The organism is Streptomyces sp. SM11, assembly GCF_002910905.1.
Classification (GTDB): domain Bacteria; phylum Actinomycetota; class Actinomycetes; order Streptomycetales; family Streptomycetaceae; genus Streptomyces.
Genome location: NZ_NEUE01000008.1, coordinates 14,092 through 35,206, shown reverse-complemented (window position 1 = coordinate 35,206; position 21,115 = coordinate 14,092). Strand labels below are relative to the sequence as shown.

The following is a 21,115-nucleotide window of genomic DNA, read 5'->3' as shown; positions in this document are numbered from 1 at the left end:
TCCGGGCTGCCGGGGCGGGGCGCGTTCACAGCTCCACCAGTTTCCTGCGCCGGACCAGCCAGATGAAGGGGATGCAGCCGATGGCGGCGGTGATCACGCCGACCTGCACCTCGCCGGGGCGGGCGATGACCCGGCCGACGATGTCGGCGACGAGCAGCATGACCGGGGCGAGCACCATGCTGTACGGGAGCACCCAACGGTAGTCGGGTCCGGTGATGAGGCGGGCGGCGTGCGGTACGGCGAGCCCGACGAAGCCGATGGGCCCGGCGACGACGGTGGCCGCGCCGCACAGGATCACCACGGCGAGGGCGGACACCATCCGGATGGTCCCGACCCGCTGGCCGAGGCCGCGGGCCAGGTCGTCGCCGAGGGAGAGGGCGTTGAGCTGCGGTCCGAGGGCCAGGGCGAGGACGACGCCGACCGCGATGAACGGCGAGACCTGCCAGAGCACCTCGGAGCCGCGGGCGTTCAGCGCGCCGAGCTGCCAGAACCGGAACTGGTCGTAGCTGCCCCGGTCCTGGAGCAGGATCGCGCTGGTCACCGAGGTGAGGACGGCGGCGGTCGCGGCCCCCGCCAGGGCGAGCTTCACGGGCGTCGCACCTTCCCGCCCGAGCGAGCCGACCCCGTACACGAGGAGAGCGGCGAGCAGCGCGCCGAGGAAGCCGAACCAGATGAACTGGGTGGCGACGGTGAACCCGAGCAGGGTGATCGAGCACACCACGGCGACGGACGCGCCGGCGTTGATGCCGAGGAGCTGGGGGTCGGCGAGCGGGTTACGGGCGACGCCCTGCATCACCGTGCCCGCGAGGCCGAGCGCCGCACCGGCGAGGAGCCCGGCGACGGTGCGCGGGATACGGACCTCCTGGACGATGAGCTGGCCCTTCACGGAGACGTCCGGGTCGAGCACCCCGTCGACGACGTCCCGGAAGGGCACATCGCTCGAGCCGATGGCGAGGCTGGCGACCACGGTGAGGAACAGCACGGCGAGGGCGGCGAGGAGCCCGAGGGCGAGCGCGGGCCGACTGCGCCTGCGCCGCGTCTCCTTGCCGCCGCCCGGTGGTTTCTCCTTCGCCAGGAGGGCCGAGCCGCTCACGACCCGGCCACCGGGGCGGCCGGAATGCGGTGGTGCACTGTCGTTCCTCACGCTGGTTCGTCGGCGCTGGGGCAGCCCTGGGCGCGCGGGAGACGCCGGGGCGACCGGTCGGCCCCGGACGGGGAAGTCGACCGGTCGGCCCCGGACAGGGAACACGAAGAGGCCCAAAGTAAGGTCACCCTAACAGCGCCTGTTCGGCCGTGCGCTGCCGCACCCCCACCAGTTCGGAGCCCCTTCCTTGTCGTACGCCGACCCCGACGCCGACACCACCGCCCCCGCCACCGGTCCGCTGGCCGGGGCCGTTCCCCTGGGTTCGGCGGACGAACTGCGCGAGCTTCTGGGCACCCCGCACCCGATCGTCATCGACAAGGTCCACAACCGGCTCACCGACGACGACCTGGGCCTGCTGGCCCGCTCCCCGCTGTGCGTCCTGGCCACGTCCGACGCGGCCGGCGACTGCGACGCCACCCCGCGCGGCGACACCCCCGGCTTCACCCATGTCCTGGACCCGGGCACCATCGCCCTGCCCGACCGCCCGGGCAACCGCCGCGCGGACAGCTTCCACAACATCCTGGCGAACCCGCGCGTGGGTCTGCTCTATCTGATACCCGGCGCGATGGACGTCCTGCGTATCAATGGACGGGCCAGCATCCTCACGGACGCCCCGTTCTTCGACGCGATGACGGTGAAGGGCCGGCGCCCGAAGCTCGCCCTGGTCGTCGAGATCGATGAGATCTTCCGCCACTGCCCGGCGTCGCTGCGGCGGTCGGGGGTGTGGGCGCCTCAGACGTGGGCGGGGACTCCGCTCGGTGCAGAGTGAGGGCCGCGGTCGCGGCCAGGCGAAGCAGGTGTGCACCGGCAGAATCGTCATCGACATCAGCACTGCGGGAAGAAGGCTCCCGCCAAGAAACAGAAGACGAAGAGTCTCAAGGAGAATTCGAAGCTTCAGGTTCGCGGATGTGTCATGAAAGTGAAGAAGAGCTACGGGTGCACGTCCAGGGTGCAGCGCCGGCGCCTAACGTAGATGGCGACGTGGCTCCCGGTGGACGGGATCTCGGCCGAGAACACCAACCCGGTCCACCGGGAGCTTCACGTACCCGCGACGCCCGCGATGTGGCGGTCATGCCCACCGCGGGTCTCTCATCCCCAGCCCGGCGGGAGCAGGTCCCAGGAGTCGCGCTCCAGCCACTCGCCGAAGGTCACGGGCCGTGCGCCGCCGCGTGGTCCGGGGACAGCGAGACGATCAGATCGCAGGTGGCCCGCCCGTCCCACCAGACGGTGCCGGCCAGCGGCCCGGTGACGGCCAGCAGCGTGGCGAAGCCGCAGCCGTGCTCCTTCAGGACGATGGCCCCGGCGGTCTTCCGGTCCTCGAACTCGCCGGCCTCGTCGTCCCAGGCGGTCCAGGCCCGGGAGAACGCTTCTCCGTCGTCCGGACGGTCCTCGGCCCGGGGCTCGCGCCGGAGGAGCGCGTCATCGGCCTCGTCGTAGGAGTCGGGGTGCGGGAAGGGCAGGGCCAGCAGGTCGCGTCGCGTGTCGCCGCTGTCCGCCCACCACCAGACGCCGTCGGTCCTCGCCAGCCGGGCGACAGCACCACCTGCGCTCACCTCCAGCAGGTAACGGCGGTACTCCTGGGGGAAGGTGACTCCGAGCTGGGCCTCGGCTTCGGCCGTCTCCGCCCCGGAGAGTGGCGGCGGCCCGGCCGGCTGCTGTGCGGAACCCGACGTGAGGCGGGCGCGTATCGCCCTCAGCAGTCCGATCACGACCACGTCCAGGTGGACAGCACCAGCAGGTAGCCGTCCGGGTCCTGAAGCGTGACGCCCCAGGTGTCCCAGTACGGGTTGTGCGCGGGCACTCTCGTGCCGCCGTGCTGTTCGAGCCGCTCCACGAGAGCGTCCGGCACCTCTTCGCCGAGGTAGACCACCAGCAGGTCCTCGGGCGTCGGGCGCGGTTCCACGGGGGCGGCCGGGTCGTGGACGAGCTCCAGGTGCCAGGCCGCGCCGGGCCAGCCGACCATGAGCAGCGAGTGGCGGCCGGGGGTACCGTCCGCCTCGTGCCGGTACTGGACGTCGAGGCCGAGCCCCGCCACCCAGAAGCGTTCCGCCGCCGCGAGATCGCGGGACGGGCGGGCGATGCGCACGTGAGCCGTGGCGTCTGCCGGCATCGCGCTACCTCCTGATCGGCGTGGATCGGGCGGGCGTGGACGACCGCTCGTCCACGGAGCCTACGGAGTGAGCGATCATGCGCGCATCGGACGCTCGGCCTAGGTCTCCGCCGTGCCGTTGGTGGCCGCACGGCCGCCGGCGGAACGTTCCCGCACCCGTACGCAACGGCCTGCCGTCCGTTGGCCCGCGTCACCCGAATGCCGCGTTTCTCCGACGTGACCGTGTCATTGAGGAACACATGAGCGACGAGCACATCCTGCTGAGAAACTTTCTCGCCACGATGAACCGTCTGCAGGCGGACTTCGAGCGGCGGCTGGACGGCCTCGATCGCGACGCATCGCAGGAGACGCCGCCGTACGGCCATACCCTTGAGGCGACCGACGTCCGGCAGCCGTGGAGGAGCCGCGCAACGCACCGCACACTCGGCCTGGAGGCCATCTGGACCGACGCCCGCCGATCGTCGGACGAGCACGCGCGAGGCGAGGAGAAACCATTCTCCACCGCACTCCCCCACCACCCGGCCACACTGCCCGACCAACCGCACCGGTGACCAGCACCTCTCGAAAGAAACATTTCCATCTTCCGGCAGGCCGCACAGCGGCCGGTGAGCCGCGCCCCTGCCAGGAGTCTCGGGCTCCTTCGACGTCGGCGAGCATCCTGCGCAGCGCCTCAGCACGGCCATGCGCTCCTCGCCGTCGACGCCTTCGTGGACACGGCGCGCAGCTCGGTCACCAGATCGCGCAGCCTCGCTGCACGTGTCCTTCGCCATAAAGGACGCCGGCGCCATTCTCATCCTGGCGCAAGGCCCTTGATAATGCGCATAGTTGCCGACGGTATCTTTACTCCACCATCTAAGGATGATCACCGGTACCGGTGTGGTGATGACGCACAGGAGGTCGTGTGACAGGCGGTGCGAGCGGTACCCGCCCGCACATGATCACCGCTGGCACGCGGCGACCACCGCGTGAAACGCATCACGACAAGCGCGAAGGAACACCATGGCTTGGGGCGAGTAGGAAGATATCAAGGCCGAAGTCGCTGCGCGTCAGGCCGGCAGCATGCAGTTGAACAGCGCCGGTGCCGACGAGGACGCCGACCTCAAGACCAACAAACAAGGAAAGTAAAGGGCGATCAATGCGATCCGTGACGACATAGAACCCGAACTCGACAGAGCGGGCATCCACGCCGACGACAACACGAATGCGGCGGAGCGCGAGTTCAAAGGATGGGCCACAGGTTCCGGACACGGAAATGCCGCTGCACGTCGGCTCGGGAGCAAGGGATCGTAGTGCGCTACTTGAAACTCGCATCGTTCGGTGCGGCTTCTGCTCTGCTCTTCGGCTGTTCAGGCGAGCAGACAGAATATGATTACTCGATTCCCGAGAAGCTCTGCGGAATTGACGTCCGGCCACTGAACATCAAGCCGCTACTACCTCCTGGAAAGTCCGTCAAGGAGTCCTTCCGCGAGATACGCCAGCGCTCCGGCGAGCATGTCAATTGTGGTGTGGTGGTCGACAAAGGCGTCGATCTGTCGGTCTCCTTCTCCCGTCAGACCGGAGAGCTCGACATCGCGCGAGAGGCCGCCGACAAGTACACCGACCTGCAACGGATTTCGCTCGGCCGAGGTGTCAACAGTGCAGCGGTCGGCGATGACGGAGCCGTCGCCTGGATGGCCTGCCTGCCTCAGCCGCACCAGCCTCGGTACGAGATGCCGGAGACCAGGTCCGGAAAGTACGACCATGTGGCCCTGGAAATCCGCACCGGAAAGGTGGAGGACTCCGGGAAGGTCGAGGAACGACGTACACACATCGAGAATTTTCTGCGCGCGTACGCACCGGGAGTCGCCGGGGCCTGGTGCACATGACGGCCGAACGCCGTCGCCGTGTCCCGCTATGCCGCGTCGACGGCGCGCGGCTCGCGCCGCATCACCCACAGCAGCGGCCCGCCTCCCGGCAGCCGGGCCTCCCCGAGCACGGTGAAGCCGAAGTGCTCGTAGAAGGGCAGGTTGTCCGGCGTGGAGGACTCCAGGTAGACCGGCAGCCCCGCCGCGTCGGCCTTGGCCAGCCCGGAACGCAGCAGCGCCGCCCCGTGGCCCTGGCCCCGGACGGCCGGGTCCGCGCCGACGACCGCCAGGTACCAGTGCGGTTCCTGCGGCCCGTGCTGGGCGGCCGCCTCGACGGCGCCCCGGAACAGGGGTGCCCGGTCACCGAGGATCTCCTCCAGTTCCGCGATGGTCTCCGCGTCGGGGACGGCCTTCTCCTGCCCCTCCGGCGGCACCCAGAACGCGGCCGCCGACGCGGTGCGCTCGCACACCCCGTGGCGGCCGTACTGCCGGGTGAAGATCGCGGTGAAGTAACGGACCAGATCGGGCTCGCGCGAGGCCCCGCCGGGGAAGAACCACCCCATCATCGGGTCGTCCTCGAAAGCGCGGGCCAGGGTGCGGCTGATCGACGGAGCATCGTCGAGCGTGGCCGCCTGAGGCGTGTTCGTTATCGGCATACAGGTCATTCTGCACATCGATGATCTTGAAAGGCCAGGGGGTCACCTACCCCCGGACACCGGCCCGGACACCGGGATAGCCTCCCCGAATGGATCGAAGACTGGCCGCGTACGCGGTGTGCATCAAGGACGGACGGGTGCTGCTCGCCCATGCCGTGGGTCCGGGCGGCGAGCGGACGTGGCCCCTCCCCGGCGGCGAGGTCGAGCACGCAGAGGACAACCCGTTCGACGCGGTGATCCGTGAAGTCGCCGAGGAAACCGGTCTGGAGGCCGTGGTCGAACGCCTGCTCGGCGTGGACTCACGGGTGATTCCGGCGGGCGAGCGCCGCCGGCCCGGTGCGCCCGAGCTGCAGAACGTCGGCGTCTTCTACCGCGTCCGCGTCACCGGCGGCCGACTGCGGCCCGAGCCGAACGGCGACACCGCCGAGTCGGTGTGGACCCCGCTGCCGGAGGTCGCACGCCTGCGCCGGTCGTCGCTGGTGGACATCGGGCTTGACCTGGCGCGGACCCTCCCGCCCTCCGGGCACGTCGATCCCGTCCCGGTCGGCGGTCCGGTCCAGCACTGAGGAAGGCGGGCCGGCCGTGGCGCGTGCCACGGAATCACCGCCCGGCCGGATCAGTAGCGGCTGGACAGCCAGGCCCAGGCCGGCACCACCACCACGGCCAGGAGGGCCACGCCCGCGGCGACGGCCAGCAGCACCGTCAGCCCGCATCCCCCCGCGAGACCGGCGTGCACCTTGCACCTTCGCCTTGAGCGCCTCGGCCTCGGCGTCAGAGTTCCTCCCGGACTCCTCGCCGCCGTACCAGTCGTATCGCCGCATCGTCGCCCCCCTGCGATCGCGGCCGGCATAGAACCGGTGACCAGCACGGCTTGCTCCGGCCCCGGGTACGCGGGCGGCCGAGCCCGTACTCGGGAGAAACGCACAGGCCCTCGCCGCGTCGGCCGACGCGGCGAGGGCCTGTCGTACGCCCGGAAGGGGGCCAACGGCCCGCCTCAGGCCTTGCGCTGCATCGACGAGCGGGCCGGGTTGCCCTGCTCGCCCGCCTTCGGGTCCTTCTCGCCTGCCTTCGCGCGGACGCCCTGCTCGACGCGCTTGCCGATGGTGCCGTCGATGTTCGACCAGTACTGGAACGCCCGCTGGAGCACCGGTTCGGTCACCCCGTTCAGCAGGTGGCCGACCACGTTGTCCACCAGCCGGTCCCGTGCCGCGTCGTCCAGGACCTCGCGGACCATCGTGCCCGCCTGGCCCCAGTCGTCGTCCTCGGCGTGGTCGACGTAGGCCGCCCGGGTGATGTCACCGTCGGCGTACCAGCTCGGCGGGGTGCCGTAGCGTGCCGTGTCGGCCTCCGGACCGCCCTTGGAGTTCGGGGCGTAGACCGGGTCGGTGGTCTTCCGGTACGCCATCGCCCCGTCCTTGGAGTACGTGTACACCGGCACGACGGGGGCGTTGACCGGCAGCTGCTGGTAGTTGCCGCCGATGCGGTGGCGGTGTGCGTCCGCGTAACTGAACAGCCGGGCCAGGAGCATCCGGTCCGGACTCGGGCCGATGCCGGGGACGAAGTTGTTCGGCTGGAAGGCCGCCTGCTCGATCTCGGCGTGGTTGTCCGTGGGGTTGCGGTCCAGCGTCATCCGGCCGACCTCGATCAGCGGGTAGTCGCCGTGCGGCCACACCTTGGTCAGGTCGAACGGGTTGAACCGGTAGTCCTTCGCGTCCTCGTACGGCATGATCTGGACCTTCAACGTCCAGCTCGGGTACTCCCCGTCGCGGATGTGCTCGAAGAGATCACGCGTGTGGTAGTCCGTGTCCGCGGCGGCCATCTGGTCGGCCTCGTGCTGCGTGAACGTCTCGACGCCCTGGTCGGTCTTGAAGTGGTACTTCACCCAGAACCGCTGCCCCTGCGCGTTGATCCACATGTACGTGTGCGAGGTGTAGCCGTTCATGTGGCGCCAGCTGCGCGGGATGCCCCGGTCGCCCATCAGCCAGGTGACCTGGTGGGCCGACTCGGGCGAGAGCGTCCAGAAGTCCCACTGCATGTCGTGGTCGCGGAGGTTGTTGTCCGCCCGGCGTTTCTGAGACCGGATGAAGTGCTGGAACTTCATCGGGTCCTTCACGAAGAACACGGGGGTGTTGTTGCCCACCATGTCGTAGTTGCCTTCGCTGGTGTAGAACTTCACCGCGAAGCCGCGCGGGTCCCGCCAGGTGTCCGGGCTGCCCCGCTCCCCGGCGACGGTGGAGAACCTGATGACCAGGTCGGTCGTGGTGCCGGGCTGGAACAGCGCGGCCTTCGTGTACGCGGAGACGTCCGCGGTCACCTCGAACCTCCCGAACGCGCCGCTGCCCTTGGCGTGCGGCTGGCGCTCGGGGATGCGTTCGCGGTTGAACTGGGCCATCTGCTCGATCAGGTAGGAGTCCTGGAGCAGAATCGGCCCGCCCGGGCCGACGGTGAGCGAATGCTCGTCGCTCTCCACCGGGGCGCCGGAGTCGGAGGTGGTCGGCTTGCGCGAGGTGTCGGTCATGTCGTCTTTTCCTCTTGTTCGTCTTCCGCAGACGCGTCGGCGATGTCTCCTACTACGGCCGCCCTTCCGGCCCTCTGCCAATGTAGGCAAACACGGGCGAATCGACCCGTCGAGGAACCGCTCCCGACGGGCCTCCGTGCCGCGTCGGCTCGATCGCCGTCCCGTGGCCGGCAGGCCGCCGGGCGGCCCGCCCACGATGTCGCCCCCGGCACCCTCGTGGTGCCCGGAACCCTCCGCGTATCCCCGTCGCGGAAGCTCACACATGCTGCCGGGGCCCCAGACCCCACCCCAGGGGCTCCATCATTCGCCTGCCCTCGTTACGCCGGACGGGAACGGGCGAAGGCACGCGGCCGAGGCCCCGGGCGGCGGCACCGACTCCTTCGAGCGGGCGCGGGACCTCCTCACCGCTCACCGCCCGGTTCCCGCCATGGCACCCGCTCACCCCCGCCGGGCCGCCACCGCCAGCCGGGTGTCCTCGGCGATCAGATCGCCGTTGACCGCGCCCGCCGCCATGAGGCCCGCCGCAGCGGCGCCGATCACCTGCTCGGTGAGCCGGGTGACGTTGCCCGCCGCCCAGACCCCGGGAACCTCCGTCGCGCCGGCCGGGTCGGTCGGGATGTACGTACCGATCACCGTCCCGCCCATCTCCTGCGCCACGGGCTTCAGCCCCAGCGACTCCAGGACCGCAGACCGGGCGGTGAACCGGGCCTGGACCACCAGCGCCTCGCGCGGGATCACCCGGCCGGACTCCAGCCGTACGCCGGTGAACCGGTCGTCGGCGACCTCCAGGCCCGTCACCTCGCCGTCCACCACCGCCACGCCCCGCGCGGCCAGCTCCTCGTACTCCGCGTCCGACGGCTCCGGGCCCGTGTGGCGGAAGAGGGTGACGTCCTCGCTCCACTGCCGCCACATCAGCGCCTGGTGCACGGCGAGGGGGCCGGTGGCGAGCACGCCGATCGGGCGGTCCGCCACCTCGTTGCCGTGGCAGTACGGGCAGTGCAGCACCTCACGCCCCCAGCGCTCCGCCAGGCCGGGCACGGGCGGCAGCTCGTCGACGAGCCCTGTCGTCACCAGCAGCCTGCGCGCCTCGACCGACCGGCCGTCCTCCGTCACCACCCGAAAGCCTCGCTCCCCCGGCAGCCGTTCGGCGGAGACCACCCGGCCCTCGGCGAACTCCGTTCCGTACCCGGCCGCCTCGCCCCGGCCGATCGCCAGCAGTTCGCCGGGCGGGGTCGACTCGCGGCCCAGGTAGTTGTGCACATGGGACGCGGGCGCGTTACGGGGCTCGCCCGCATCGATCACCAGGACCGAGCGCCGGGCCCGTGCCAGGGTCAGCGCCCCGCTCAGGCCGGCGGCCCCGCCGCCCACGATCACCACGTCGTACCGCTGCTGCTTCATGTCGCTCCTCCTTCGTCCCTGCGGAGCACCTCCGCTCGATGACGAGAGTGCGCCCGCGAGGCGGAAACGACAAACATCCTTGCCGAAACAGCAACTCACACGATGCCGAATTCGCACCACACGACCTTGCCGGGGCTCCGCTCGGCCACCCCCCACTTGTCCGCCAGTGCCGCGACGAGCAGCAACCCGCGCCCGCCCTCGTCGTCGGCCCCCGGCACCCCGTCCGCCGGGCGCACCTCACCGTCACCACTGTCGTGCAGCTCGACGCGGACCATGTTCTCGATCCGCTCCAGGTAGATGTGGACCTTGAAACCACGCCCCGGCGGGACACCGTGGCGGAGGGCGTTGGTCGCCAGTTCGGTTACGCAGAGCAGCACGTCGTCGGTGCGCTCTTCGCACTTCCACTCGACGAGAGCCTTGCGGGTGAACTTGCGTACGACCGGGATCGACCTGCGCTCGCGGCAGTAGAAGGCGGCGCGGAAGTAGGGGAGTTGAGTTGTCTCGTTCATGCTTTCACGCTCACACGGCGTGACTACGCTTCAGCAGAGCGGAGAGACGTACAAACGCTTTTGTACGGGTTCTGACGGGTTGACATCGGGACCGGAACGGGGAGAGCCACGTCATGCAAACCGGAAAGCAGAGCAGCATCAGGCGAGTTACCTCATGGCAGCTGGTCGGGGCGCAGCTGCGCCACCTCCGCAAACTCGCCGGGCTGACACAGGCCTCTCTCGCCGAGCAGCTCGGGGTGGGCGAGGACACCATCGCCTCGATCGAACAGGGGCGGCGAGCGCTCCAACTGGACCTGGCCGTCCAGCTCGATGAACTCCTTCAATCCAAGGGCGTGTTGAGGGTCGCGGTGGAAAGGATTCCGCGGAAGGAGCGCTACCAGGCGCTGGTCAAGGACTTCGTGCAGTACGAGCAGGACGCGGTGAGTCTGATCTCGTACGAGTCGCAGCTCATCCCGGGGCTGCTCCAGACCGAGGCGTACGCGCGCTTCATCTTCGGCTGCAACTATCCGCCGCTCGAAGAGGAGGAAATCGAGAAGCGGGTGGCGGACCGGCTCGGCCGCCAGAAGATCCTGGAGCGCAAGCCCCGGCCGATCCTCCACTTCATCCTGGAGGAGAGCATTCTGCACGCCCAGATGGGCGACCCCGAAGTGATGCGAGAGCAGCTTCTCCACCTGCGGCGCTGCATGGATCTGCCGTTCGTCACGATTCAGATCATGCCCCGGAACACGCCTCGGCACGCCGGGCTCGGAGGGCCACTCGTTCTGCTGGAGACACCAGACCACGACGGGCTCGCCTACATCAGCGGCCAGCTGCGGGCAGAGCTGTACGACGAACCCGCCGACGTCAGCGCACTTATGCAGAGGTATGGGATGCTGCGTTCCCAGGCGCTCACCGTCGCGGAGAGCACCCGGCTACTGGACGCACTGCTTGACGCACTGCTTGGAGAGACATGTCCCGCGCAGCACACCCCGCCCCCGGCCCTACCGCCCTCCACTGGTTCAAATCCAGCTACAGCGACGGCGACGGCGGCAACTGCATCGAAGTCGCCTACCACTGGCACAAGTCCAGCTACAGCGGCGACTTCGAGGACGCCTGCGTAGAGGTCGCCGCCCACCCCTCCGCCATCCACATCCGCGACTCCAAGGTGACCGACGGCCCCGTCCTCACCGTCGAGCCCGCCGCCTGGAGCGCCTTCGTCCACGGCAGCACGGCCGTCTGACCCGTACCCCGCACCCGAAAAGAGCCGCCCCGCCTCCAGCCGACAACGCGGCCGGAAGCGGGACGGCTCTCCTGTCAGCCGGCAGCCGACCGCTCCACCGGGATCCAGAGCTCCGCCTCCGCCCGCTTCCCCTCCTCCGACAGCCGCACCCGCAGGATCTCCGGGCCCGGCCTGGAGGCGTACGGGTTCGACGGGAACCACTGGGTGAAGACATCCCGCCAGAGGTACTGGAGGGCGTGCGGAAACTCCCCCTCGTTCTCGAAGACCGCCCATGTCCCCTTCGGTACGTCCAGGACGGCCAGGCCCTCTGGAGGCTCCGAACCGCTCACCACGCCGTGGTAGTAGTCGAGTTCGGTGCCCTCCGCGCGGCTCGGGTCGAGCTGGTCGCTCACCCCGACGATCCCGGCCGGCTCCTGGTCGGAGAGGGCCGCGATGCGGTCCAGCTCTTCCCGTCCGATTCCCCGGATGAACTCCGCGATGGCCGGATTCGGCCCCTCGTGGATGAGCGGGACGCGGGCCTTCTTCCCCACCACCCGGAACGCGTCCTTCTCCACCAGCTTGTACCGCATGGCGCTACTCCCTTCGACGACGAGTCGGAAGGTCAGCCGTTGCTGGGACCGCAGGACCGCGCCGCCGCGCCGGGCCTCGCCGGGGCCGATGCCGTGCACGGCCCGGAACGCGCGGGCGAAGCCTTCCCCCGTGTCGTAGCCGTACCGCACCGCCACGTCCAGCAGCGTCCGGTCAGGGGCGCCGAGCACCTCGGCCCCCGCGACCGTCATGCGGCGACGACGGATGTACTCCGACAGCGGGATCCCCGCGAGCGCGGAGAACATGCGGCGGAAGTGGTACTCCGACGTCATCGCGATACGTGCCAGCTCCGCCGCCTCGATGCGTTCGCCGAGGTGTGCCTCGATGTGCTCCATCGCGTCGTTCAGCCGTTCCAGCAACCGCTGACTCCTTCCCTTGCCCGTGCACCGTAGGAAGGAGCCACTCTGCCGGACCCGACCGTCCGTGCCCGGATCGGTCGGGCCGGCGAAGCGCTACTTCCCTGGCTTCGCCATCAGCTCCACCAGGGCCGAGCAGCTGTCGCGCCGCGCCCCGCCTCCATGCCACGCCGGAACAGGTCGACGACCGCGGCCGGGAGCGCTGAAGCGCGACCCGACAGCCGGGGCCGCGATGCCGCTCGGCCGGGCGCCGAGGACGGGCGCCGAGGACGGGCGACCCCCGCGAAGTTGCCCTGGCCACGGCCGACGAGCGAGGGTGGCCGGGTGACCCTGCTGCTGACTCGTTCCCAGATCACCGAGCTGCTCGACCCCGACACCGTGATGGCCGGGCTTCGCGCGGGCTTCCTCGCGCCCGCTCCGGACGTTCGACCGTTGCGCGTGCGCACGGACCTTCCCGGGCCGGGCACGGCGACAGCGCTTCTGCCCGGAGTGATCGACGGGATTCCGGCCTACACGGTGAAGGTCAACGCGAAGTTCCCCGACGCGGCTCCCGCGTTGCGCGGGCTCGTCTGTCTGCACGACCTGGCGGACGGAGAGCTGCTGGCCGTGCTCGACTCGGCTACGGTCACGGCCTGGCGCACCGGACTGGCCGCGGCTCTGGCGACCCATGTACTCGCCGACGAGCATGCCGGCTCGGTGAGCGTCGTCGGCGCGGGCGCCCAGGCCCGTATGGTGCTGCGTGGTCTCGTCCGACTGCGCACGTTGTCCAGGCTGACCGTGTGCGACACCGACCCCGCGCGGGCGGCCGCGTTCGCCGTGGAACACGAACGTCTTCTGGGCATCCCGGTCGAGACGGCTGCCGAACCTCGGCACGCCGCCGCACAGGGGGACATCGTCGTCCTGGCGACATGGTCGCGCAGCCCGCTGCTCGGCGCCTCTGATCTGCGCCCCGGTATGCACGTCACCACGCTCGGCGCCGATGAACCCGGCAAGGTCGAACTCGCCGCCGACGCCCCGCAACGCGCCCGCACGGTGGTCGACGACCTTGAACTCGCCGTCGCCATGGGGGCTCTGGGCAACAGCGGACTGGGGGCGGACGCCGCGTACGCCACACTCGGGCAGGTGCTCCACGGTGAGCGGGCCGGCCGCGAGAGAAGCGACCAGATCACCGTCTACGCCCCTGTCGGCCTGCCCTGGCAGGACCTGGCTCTGGCCTGGCCCGTTTACCGGGCCGCCGCCGGAGCGGGCTTCTGCCCGCGGGTCGATTTTCTGGCCTGACCTCGACGGCCGACGGTTCGCCTCGGAAGCCGACGCTGCGGCAGTCGGGGACGGAGGCAGGGGCGGCCGGTCCGGCCGCCCCTGCCGGCCGGGTCAGCTGAGCTGGGCGCCTTCCACGGTGCTGGTGACCGTACCCGCGGTGGAGGTGGTCGCCCCCGCCGCGCCGTCGACCAGTGTGCCGAGGTCACTGACGTCGTCCAGCGCGCCGAGGCTGACGGGCGGCTCGGCGGCGTGCACCGTGTCGCCGCCTCCCGGGGGCGGGCTGATCGCGGCGATGACCGCTCCGGCGGCGAGGGTGACAACGGCGAGTACGCTTCGCTTCTTCATGCCCGGTTCAACGGTCGGCACCCGGCAAAGGGCACGCTCCGATTCTCCGGCGGCGGCGACCAGGGGCGATCGACGCTCCGCCGTTGCCTGAGGAACTCCGCCACCGTCACCGCGCCACGGAAGCGGTGTCCGCACGGCGCAGCTCTCCGACCGCCAGCACGACGACGGCAGCACCGACGGACAAACGCTCCCGGCAGCCAGGTGAGCACGGCCAGCGACAGGGCGGCGGCACTCAGCACTGCCGCGATGCCGCCGTGCAGCTTGAAGCTCCATCTTTACGCCGCAGCCTGGCACGGACCCCACTTCCGGCCGCTCTCGGCCCCACCTCCCGGTCAACGGCCCCCGGCACGCCACCCCACCTTCGGGTGGCCACCCGGAGGCCCGACCGGGCCCGGGTCGATCACTCCGCGGCACCTGTTGCGCATGTTTCACACAACTTCCCTACAGATGAATAAAGTTGATCGTGTTCGCGGCGCAGACGCGCGCGATCGGTCAACCGAGACAATCAGTCAACAGAACACAGGAGGGCAGGTGTCCCGACACCTGTACACGACCAGCCGCACCCGGCGTACCGGACGGGCCGCGGGGGCGGCGGCGATCGCGGTGGCGCTGACCGGGGGGCTCGCCACGGCGCACGCGGCCGGGACGACCGAGGCCGCCGAAGTCCTGATACCCGCGCCCGACGCGTTCGGCGACGGGCCCGAGACCATACTGGCGACCGGCAGATACGGCGTCCTGCACCGCGAGGGCGGAAGCTACCTCTGGACGAACTCGTACAACAGGCGCACCCGGGTCGTCACGGAGATCGAATCGGTCCCGCAGGAACTGCTCGTGGGCGGTCACGACGAGCACAACCGGGCCGTCTACACGCAGCAGCGCGCGGACGGCGGGACCGACGTCGTACGGGTCGGCATCGAGGACCCCGCCTTCAACAGCACCCTCAAGGTGCCCGCCGGCTACCTCAACCTGCGCTACGCCGGCGGCTGGGTGCTGGCGACCGTCGACCGCGGCGACGGAACGTACGAGATGCGGGTGGCCCTGGGCGGGGAGCCGTCGGCGGACCCCGTCGTGCGGCTGCCCGCCGGAGCCACCACGGACGCCGAGCCCGTGGTGCTCGGCGGGCAGTCCAGCGATGTCCTCATCGGCTACCGCCTCGCCGACGGCTCCCCGGGCTACGGCCTCCTGACCGCGTACGACGGCCGGGTGACTCCGCTGCCCGTGACGGGCGACGCGAGCAGCTTCCGCCTCACCCAGACCACCGTCAGCTGGTTCTCGCGCGACGGCAGCGGCGGCCAGGGGGTCAGGATCATGCAGCGTGGCAGCACGGCCGCGCCCCGGGTCGTCCCGCTCCCCACGACGTCCCCCGACACCGAGGTCACCTCGTTCGTGGTGGAGGACAACATCGTCTGGCACGAGGGCATCGGCGGCCCGCTGCGGCTCACGCCCATCACCGGCGCGGACACCGAGCGCACGCTCCTGCACACGGTGGAGTTCGCCCAGCTCCGGGCCGAAGGCCACGGAAGCGTGCTGGCGCTCGGCAAGGACGCCGACGGCAAGCGGGCCATCCACTCGTTCAGCCAGGACGGCAGCGGGACCGTGTTCGATCTGGTGATGCGGGAGGTCCCGAAGGTCAAGACGGCGGACGGCGAGATCGGGGCGCTGAGCCTCGACCGGGGACGGCTGCGGTACGTCAACTCACTGGCCGGGAAGGACACCTTGCACGGCAAGGCCGTCGGGACCGGCCTCGACCCGGTGGAGGGCGCGCGGCTCGCCGACTTCCCCGGTCTCGCGGCGGGCCGTTTCGCCGACGGTGCGGACGAGGGACTGGCCCGGCTGGTCACCGATCCCGGCACCGGCGCCGACGTGCTGGTGACCGGCGACGACCCGGACCAGCAGACCGAGGGCCTGCCCCTGCCCGGCACGGGCGGACGCGTCATCGACGCCTCACCGGAGCTCGTGCTGTACGAGGCGGGCGGCCGGCAGTACGTCATCGACACCGCCCGCGACCTCGTCGTCCGCGAACAGCCGTCGCAGGGCGCGGTGCTGGACGGGAACCTGCTCTACAAGTCGGCCCCGAGCAAGCCCGGCAGGGTCAACGTGGTCGACCCGCGCACCGGCAGGGTGACCGGTACCCACGACATCGGTTCCGACTGCGTCCCCGGTGAACTCCAGCGCAGCGGGACCCTGTTGTACTGGAGCTGCGCCTCCGAGGACGCGGCGGGCGTGTACGACACGGCGACGCATCACGACTACCCCGCCCCGGAGTCCGGCGTCCTGCTGGGCGACCGCTTCCTGGCCGCGCGCGACGCCGCCGGGAATCTGCGCCTCACCGCCCTGCGCCCCGACGGCTCCACCTGGGCCCTGGACGCGGCTGCGGGCAAGCTCGCCTGGGTCGGGACCGACCACACCGTCCACGTCACCGCCCCGCAGCAGGCCGTCTCCCCTCTGGGCGTCACCCACAGCACCGTGCCCGCCACCTCGGCGGGCGGGTGGAACGCCGCGTGGTGGCTCTCCAAATCGGCCGCGTCCTGGCGGCTCACGCTCCACCCGCCGCTCGACCGGAGAGGTGGTCCGCACCTGGACGGGCGAGGAAGCGCGCGGCACGGTACGCGTCGGCTGGGACGGTACGTCCGCCTCGGGCGACCCCGTGCCGACCGGCGGCTACACGTGGAGGCTGACCGCCGCCCCCGCGGACGGCACGGGTGCGGACGCCACGGCCTCGGGCACGTTGCGGGTCACCGGCTGATCCCGGCCCGCTCGGGAGGGGGGCGCCCTTGGCGGGCGTTCCCCCTCCGGCACCCGCCCGCTCAGAATCCGCCGCCGTCGAACCCGCCGCCCCCGAAGCCTCCGCCGTCACCGAACCCGCCGCCGCCGAACCCGGAGGAGTCGAAGTCGGAGCCGGAGAAGTCGCCGCCGCCCCAGTCGCCGCCCGCCCCGCCGCCGAAGTCGCCGCCGCCGTACTCGGAGGCGTACGCCGGGGTGGCGAGCATCGAGCCGAGCATGGTGCCGACCAGGAGGCCGGGGAGCAGGCCGCCGCCGAAGTAGCCGCCGGCCCAGGGGCCGTACGCCGGGCCCGCTTCCCAGTACGGGCGCCGGTTGCCGTCGCCCACGTCGACCGTGCGGCTCATGGGGTCCTCGCCCCGGCCGAGCCGGATCTCGTCCGCGCCGCAGACCGGGACCTCGCGGGCCGCGCCGCCGGACGGGGTCCACAGGACCTCCGTGACCGCGGGGCCGTGGCGCGGGTCGAAGAAGCACGGCGGGCGGCGGGCCGGGATCTCCGCGCCGGTGCGGCGGGCCTCCAGGACCGCGAGGGAGTAGCGGCCGTCCTCCAGGGACTGGGTGACTCCGCGCACGTCCGAGGGGTGTCCGGCCTTGTCCATCTTCGTCTTGGCGCTCTCGTAGGAGTCCAGGGCCCGTTCGTAGTCGGCGCGCATGGTGTCGTCCGCGGCCGGTTCTGCGGGGTGGAAGTCCAGGCGTTCCAGGGTTTCGCCGTACGCGGTGATGTCCTCGTCGACGACGACCCGGAGCCTGTCGAGCGCGATGCGCTCCTCTTCCTCCCTGCGGCGCTTGTTGCGGCGGGAGATCGCGTACGCGCCCGCGCCGCCCGCCGCGACCAGCGCGCCGAGCGTGATCAGGCCGCCGACCGGGGCCCCGGGCTCGTCCGCCGCGCCTCCTCCGCCGGACCAGGAAGCGGGGGCCGTGCCCCGGGCCTGTTCGACGGCGCGGTCGACGAAGGCGTTGAGCTGGGCGTTCGTGTCCGTGGCGGTGGCGGGGTTCTCCACGGCGGCCGTGAGGTTCTCGACCGCCCGGGTGGGCATGACCTGCGGGTCCGCGCCCGCGTTGAAGCCGTCGCCGAGGCGGACCGCGTAGACGCCGGTGATGCCGGTGTCGCTGCGCAGGGTCTGGAGCAGGCCTTCCTCGGGGAAGGCCGGGGTATCGGGAAGGACGGCCACGAACACCGGCTTGTCGGCGTCCGTGATCTTGTTCTCCAGGGCCTTCTCGTCAGCGACGGAGAGCTGATCGCGAGCGCCCGGATCCACGTATACCGGGTCGTCGCGCAGGGCCTGGGCGGCGTCCTGGATGGTCGCGGCGGGCGCGGCGGGCGCGGCCGACGCGGGGGAGGTCAGGGCGAGAGCCGCCGCTGCGATGATGAGCAGCAGGCCCGCCAGCAGCGCGGGGAAGAGCCTTTTCCTCATACTTCACGCTACTCCAGACGGGCGACGAACGCCGTCGCCCGTCCGGAGAGCCCTTGGCCGGGAGCTACGCGGCGCGGTACGCCGTGCGCAGCTTGCCCACCGCTCCGGTCAGGTCACCGGTGAGCAGCAGGTGGTCCGCCTCCGCGAACGGCTTGGAGACCGCCTGGGTGAACGTCCCGCCGATCTTCTGCTGGACCAGCAGCCGGGCCTGGTCCACGATCGCCTTGCCCGCCGGGGTCTTCCCCAGGTGCGCCTTCTCGGCGGCCCGGGCGTCGGCCGCGAGAGCGGCCAGGGTCAGCTCACCGCCGGCCGGGGGCTTCTTCAGGGTGGTCAGGCCCCAGCCGTACGGGAACTGCGGGTCGTACGTCGGGTCCCCGACGTTGATCGGGAGCTGGTCCTCCGTCTTCGGCCAGGTCACCGGGGACTGTCCGGTGAAGGCGCGCTCGCCGTAGAGGACGTCCGCCACGCCGTCGCCCTCGGAACCCGGCAGCCAGGAGGCCACCAGCGCGTCGATCTTCCCGAGCCGGTCACCGATGAGCTGGGGACGGCCCGAGACGATCAGGACCGCGCACTTCATGGCGGCGCAGACCGTGTCGACCGCTGCCTTGTCGGCGGCCGTCAGCTCCAGGTCGTGACCGTTGCCGACGTCGCCGATGCCTTCGGCGTACGGGGTCTCGCCGACGACCACCACACCGACGTCGTAACCGTCCGTGGCGGCCGAGGCGTCCTGGGAGTAGGTGACGGAGTCGGGGCCCTTCGCCGACTTCCTCATCCCCTCCAGGATCGTCGTCCCCGTGGTGGTCGTTCCGGAGGAGCCCTGCCAGCTGATGGTCCAGCCGCCGGCCTGGTTGCCGATGTCGTCGGCGTTGGAACCGGCGACGTACACCTTCTGGGAACGCTTGAGGGGCAGGACCGCCCCCTCGTTCGTGTCGCCGTTCTTCAGCAGGACCTGGGACTTGGCCGCCGCCTCGCGGGCCACCGCACGGTGTTCGGCCGAGCCGACCTCGTCGAGGTGGGTGGTGTCCGCGTACGGCTTCTCGAAGAGGCCCAGGCGGAACTTCTGGGTGAGGATGCGGGCGACCGCGTCATCGATGCGTGCCTCGCTGATCCGGCCCGCCGCCACCTCGTCCTTCAGCGTCCTGGTGAAGTCCTGGTACGCGGTCGGGACCATGATCATGTCGAGTCCGGCGTTGATGGACGTACGCACATCGCTCGCGTAGTCGCCGGGGATCTGGTCGATGGCCTGCCAGTCGCTGATGACGAAGCCCTCGAAGCCCATCCGGCCCTTGAGGACGCCGTTGATCATCTCGGCGTTGGCGTGCGTCTTCACCGGGCCCTGGTCGTCGCCCTGGATGTCGAGCGAGGAGTACGAGGGCATGACCGTGCCGACGCCCCGCTTCACCGACTCCTCAAACGGGGAGAGGTGAACGGCCTCCAGCTCCTCGCGGGTGACCTCGGTGACGCCCTGGTCGATCGTGTACGAGCCGGTGGTGGCGGATCCGTACCCGGTGCCGCCGTCGCCGACGAAGTGCTTCGCGCTGCCGAGGACCTTGTCGTTGCGGTGCAGGTCCTTGCCCGACGGGCTGCCCTGCATGCCCTGGATGACCGTCTCCATGGCCTCGACCAGGGCCGGGTCCTCGCCGAACGCCTCGTACGACCGGCCCCAGCGTTCGTCGCGGGTGACGCAGACGCAGGGGGCGAAGTCCCACGGGACGCCGGTGGCGCGCACTTCCTTGGCGGTGATCGCGCCCGTCCTCTCGGCGCTCCCGGGGTCTCGGCCCGCGCCGATGCCGATGTTGTGCGGCATGATCGTCGCGCCGACGACGTTGTTGTGGCCGTGCACCGCGTCCACGCCGTAGATCAGCGGGATCTGGAAGCGGGTGGCCTGCGCGCGCAGTTGGTGGGCGTCGACCATATTGGCCCAGGCGGCGGCGGTGTTGGGGGTGGGGGCCGAGCCGCCGCCGGAGAGCAGCGAGCCGAGGCCGTAGGCGGCGATGTCGCCCGGGGTGCGGAGCGCGTTGCGCTCGGCCTGGGTCATCTGGCCGGCCTTCTCGGCGGGCGACATGCGTCCCAGCAGATCCGCCACGCGCCGCTCCACGGGCAGCTTCGCGTTCTGGTACGGGAACCCGTGAGCGTCGATGACGACCTGCGGGTTCTCCCGGGGGGCCTTCGCACCGGCGACGGTCAGCTCGACCGGGACCGTCTTCGCCTCGGCCGGCTCGGACACCTTCGCGGTGCGGACGGTGACCCGGTGCGTGGTGCCGTCCGCGGTGCCCGCGGGGAAGGTGTGGCTGCCGGTGACCGGGGCGTAGTCCTTCCCGGCCACCGCTGTGCCGCCCTCGGTGGCATACGTGACGGTGACGGGCTCCTCGATGGGGACGGAGCCCGTGGTGACCACGGAGAGCGCCACCTGGGCCGTTTCGCCGTGCTTCACCGGGTGGACCGCCGCGTCGGTGACGACGCTCGCGGTGAGGGCCGGCTCGACGGCCGTCGCGGCGGGGCCGGTGGCCGAGTCGGCGAGCAGCATGGCCAGCACGGCCGCGGCGGTGAGGGCGGCCGTCACGGGTCTGGCTCTGCCCTTCCGGGGCCGGGGCCGGGGCCGGGAGTGCGGGGTGCGGGGCATGCGGGAGCGCTCTCTCCTCGGGGGCGAGTTCGTGGACGTACCGGTGCGTCACGGTTCTTGGTGCGCTACGTGGCACTTTGGTGCGCTGCGTGATGGCTTGGCATGTTACGCGGAGCTCTGGTGCGCTACGCGGCTCTCTGGTGCGTTGCGCGATGTCGTCGCGGGTGCGGCGGATCGTGCCGCAGTACCACTTGGCGCTGCTCTTGGGCGTGCGGGCCCGGGTGTCGTGGTCGACGCGGACGACGCGGAATCGTTGGGCGCAGCCGTAGGCCGGTCGAAGTCGTCCAGGAGCGAGCGGGCGAAGTGGCCCCGGACGTCGCCCCCCCTTGCGCCTGGACGGCGACGACGG

At 71.1% G+C, this 21,115-nt stretch carries 20 protein-coding genes; 8 read left to right on the top strand and 12 right to left on the bottom strand.

Translation table 11 applies throughout. The annotated features are described in order from the left end of the window. Positions 1-25: 25 nt before the first annotated feature. Positions 26-1,093, bottom strand: a complete 1,068-nt coding sequence (locus B9S58_RS00485; RefSeq protein ID WP_103530167.1) for an iron ABC transporter permease — start codon at positions 1,091-1,093, stop codon at positions 26-28. A 238-nt stretch (positions 1,094-1,331) separates the two neighbouring features. Here B9S58_RS00485 and B9S58_RS00480 point away from each other — a divergent pair, with 238 nt between their 5' ends. Further along, positions 1,332-1,913 carry an MSMEG_1061 family FMN-dependent PPOX-type flavoprotein gene (locus B9S58_RS00480; protein ID WP_103530166.1) on the top strand — a complete coding sequence of 194 codons (582 nt, stop codon included), beginning with the start codon at positions 1,332-1,334 and terminating at the stop codon, positions 1,911-1,913. A gap of 379 nt (positions 1,914-2,292) precedes the next feature. Here B9S58_RS00480 and B9S58_RS00470 read toward each other — a convergent pair whose 3' ends face one another. Together B9S58_RS00470 and B9S58_RS00465 are read right to left on the bottom strand one after the other, a co-directional pair. Next, positions 2,293-2,853, bottom strand: coding sequence for an SMI1/KNR4 family protein (locus B9S58_RS00470; protein ID WP_258044124.1), 561 nt, complete (start codon positions 2,851-2,853; stop codon positions 2,293-2,295). Beyond that, positions 2,850-3,254 carry a VOC family protein gene (locus B9S58_RS00465; RefSeq protein WP_103530165.1) on the bottom strand — a complete coding sequence of 135 codons (405 nt, stop codon included), beginning with the start codon at positions 3,252-3,254 and terminating at the stop codon, positions 2,850-2,852. The genes B9S58_RS00470 and B9S58_RS00465 overlap by 4 nt, the downstream gene beginning before the upstream one ends. A 239-nt stretch (positions 3,255-3,493) precedes the next feature. Here B9S58_RS00465 and B9S58_RS00460 point away from each other — a divergent pair, with 239 nt between their 5' ends. Further along, positions 3,494-3,805 carry a hypothetical protein gene (locus tag B9S58_RS00460; RefSeq protein WP_103530164.1) on the top strand — a complete coding sequence of 104 codons (312 nt, stop codon included), beginning with the start codon at positions 3,494-3,496 and terminating at the stop codon, positions 3,803-3,805. 424 nt (positions 3,806-4,229) lie between these two features. Here B9S58_RS00460 and B9S58_RS37385 read toward each other — a convergent pair whose 3' ends face one another. Beyond that, entirely contained in the window at positions 4,230-4,502 is a 273-nt protein-coding gene (locus tag B9S58_RS37385; RefSeq protein ID WP_146063429.1) for a hypothetical protein, read from the bottom strand. Between the two features lie 41 nt (positions 4,503-4,543). Here B9S58_RS37385 and B9S58_RS37380 point away from each other — a divergent pair, with 41 nt between their 5' ends. Further along, the gene (locus B9S58_RS37380) at positions 4,544-5,119 is read left to right on the top strand and encodes a hypothetical protein (RefSeq protein WP_146063428.1); all 576 of its coding nucleotides are present in this window, start codon (positions 4,544-4,546) and stop codon (positions 5,117-5,119) included. A 26-nt stretch (positions 5,120-5,145) separates the two neighbouring features. Here B9S58_RS37380 and B9S58_RS00450 read toward each other — a convergent pair whose 3' ends face one another. Beyond that, the gene (locus B9S58_RS00450; RefSeq protein WP_181009124.1) at positions 5,146-5,763 is read right to left on the bottom strand and encodes a GNAT family N-acetyltransferase; all 618 of its coding nucleotides are present in this window, start codon (positions 5,761-5,763) and stop codon (positions 5,146-5,148) included. An 80-nt stretch (positions 5,764-5,843) separates the two neighbouring features. On the opposite strand from B9S58_RS00450, the gene B9S58_RS00445 reads away from it, so the two are divergent. Then, complete coding sequence (locus tag B9S58_RS00445; protein ID WP_103530161.1) at positions 5,844-6,320, top strand: NUDIX hydrolase; 477 nt, start codon at positions 5,844-5,846, stop codon at positions 6,318-6,320. A gap of 428 nt (positions 6,321-6,748) precedes the next feature. Here the strand turns inward: B9S58_RS00445 and B9S58_RS00440 are convergent, their stop codons facing one another. The 3 genes from B9S58_RS00440 to B9S58_RS00430 form a co-directional block, all read right to left on the bottom strand. Next, a complete protein-coding gene (locus tag B9S58_RS00440) occupies positions 6,749-8,272 on the bottom strand; it encodes a catalase (protein WP_103530160.1) in 1,524 nt (507 codons plus the stop codon). A 438-nt stretch (positions 8,273-8,710) separates the two neighbouring features. Continuing rightward, a complete protein-coding gene (locus B9S58_RS00435; RefSeq protein WP_103530159.1) occupies positions 8,711-9,670 on the bottom strand; it encodes an NAD(P)/FAD-dependent oxidoreductase in 960 nt (319 codons plus the stop codon). A gap of 95 nt (positions 9,671-9,765) precedes the next feature. Beyond that, positions 9,766-10,179, bottom strand: a complete 414-nt coding sequence (locus B9S58_RS00430) for an ATP-binding protein (RefSeq protein ID WP_103530158.1) — start codon at positions 10,177-10,179, stop codon at positions 9,766-9,768. 113 nt (positions 10,180-10,292) lie between these two features. Between B9S58_RS00430 and B9S58_RS00425 the strand changes: the two genes are divergently transcribed. Together B9S58_RS00425 and B9S58_RS00420 are read left to right on the top strand one after the other, a co-directional pair. Continuing rightward, entirely contained in the window at positions 10,293-11,279 is a 987-nt protein-coding gene (locus tag B9S58_RS00425) for a helix-turn-helix transcriptional regulator (protein ID WP_103530157.1), read from the top strand. Further along, a complete protein-coding gene (locus tag B9S58_RS00420; protein ID WP_103530169.1) occupies positions 11,216-11,398 on the top strand; it encodes a DUF397 domain-containing protein in 183 nt (60 codons plus the stop codon). Before B9S58_RS00425 ends, B9S58_RS00420 begins: the two co-directional genes overlap by 64 nt. Positions 11,399-11,472: 74 nt before the next feature. Here B9S58_RS00420 and B9S58_RS00415 read toward each other — a convergent pair whose 3' ends face one another. Next, positions 11,473-12,345, bottom strand: coding sequence for an AraC family transcriptional regulator (locus B9S58_RS00415; protein ID WP_103530156.1), 873 nt, complete (start codon positions 12,343-12,345; stop codon positions 11,473-11,475). Positions 12,346-12,666: 321 nt separating this feature from the next. On the opposite strand from B9S58_RS00415, the gene B9S58_RS00405 reads away from it, so the two are divergent. Then, positions 12,667-13,620 (top strand): ornithine cyclodeaminase family protein, encoded by a 954-nt coding sequence (locus B9S58_RS00405; RefSeq protein WP_103530155.1) that lies wholly within the window; start codon positions 12,667-12,669, stop codon positions 13,618-13,620. A 93-nt stretch (positions 13,621-13,713) separates the two neighbouring features. Here B9S58_RS00405 and B9S58_RS00400 read toward each other — a convergent pair whose 3' ends face one another. Further along, complete coding sequence (locus tag B9S58_RS00400) at positions 13,714-13,947, bottom strand: hypothetical protein (RefSeq protein ID WP_103530154.1); 234 nt, start codon at positions 13,945-13,947, stop codon at positions 13,714-13,716. A gap of 2,161 nt (positions 13,948-16,108) precedes the next feature. Here B9S58_RS00400 and B9S58_RS39880 point away from each other — a divergent pair. Then, positions 16,109-16,693, top strand: a complete 585-nt coding sequence (locus tag B9S58_RS39880) for a FlgD immunoglobulin-like domain containing protein (RefSeq protein WP_308457880.1) — start codon at positions 16,109-16,111, stop codon at positions 16,691-16,693. Between the two features lie 61 nt (positions 16,694-16,754). Here B9S58_RS39880 and B9S58_RS00385 read toward each other — a convergent pair whose 3' ends face one another. Beyond that, a complete protein-coding gene (locus B9S58_RS00385; protein ID WP_103530152.1) occupies positions 16,755-18,143 on the bottom strand; it encodes a hypothetical protein in 1,389 nt (462 codons plus the stop codon). Positions 18,144-18,207: 64 nt separating this feature from the next. Beyond that, positions 18,208-20,706 carry a glycoside hydrolase family 3 N-terminal domain-containing protein gene (locus B9S58_RS00380; RefSeq protein WP_258044123.1) on the bottom strand — a complete coding sequence of 833 codons (2,499 nt, stop codon included), beginning with the start codon at positions 20,704-20,706 and terminating at the stop codon, positions 18,208-18,210. Positions 20,707-21,115 lie beyond the last annotated feature (409 nt).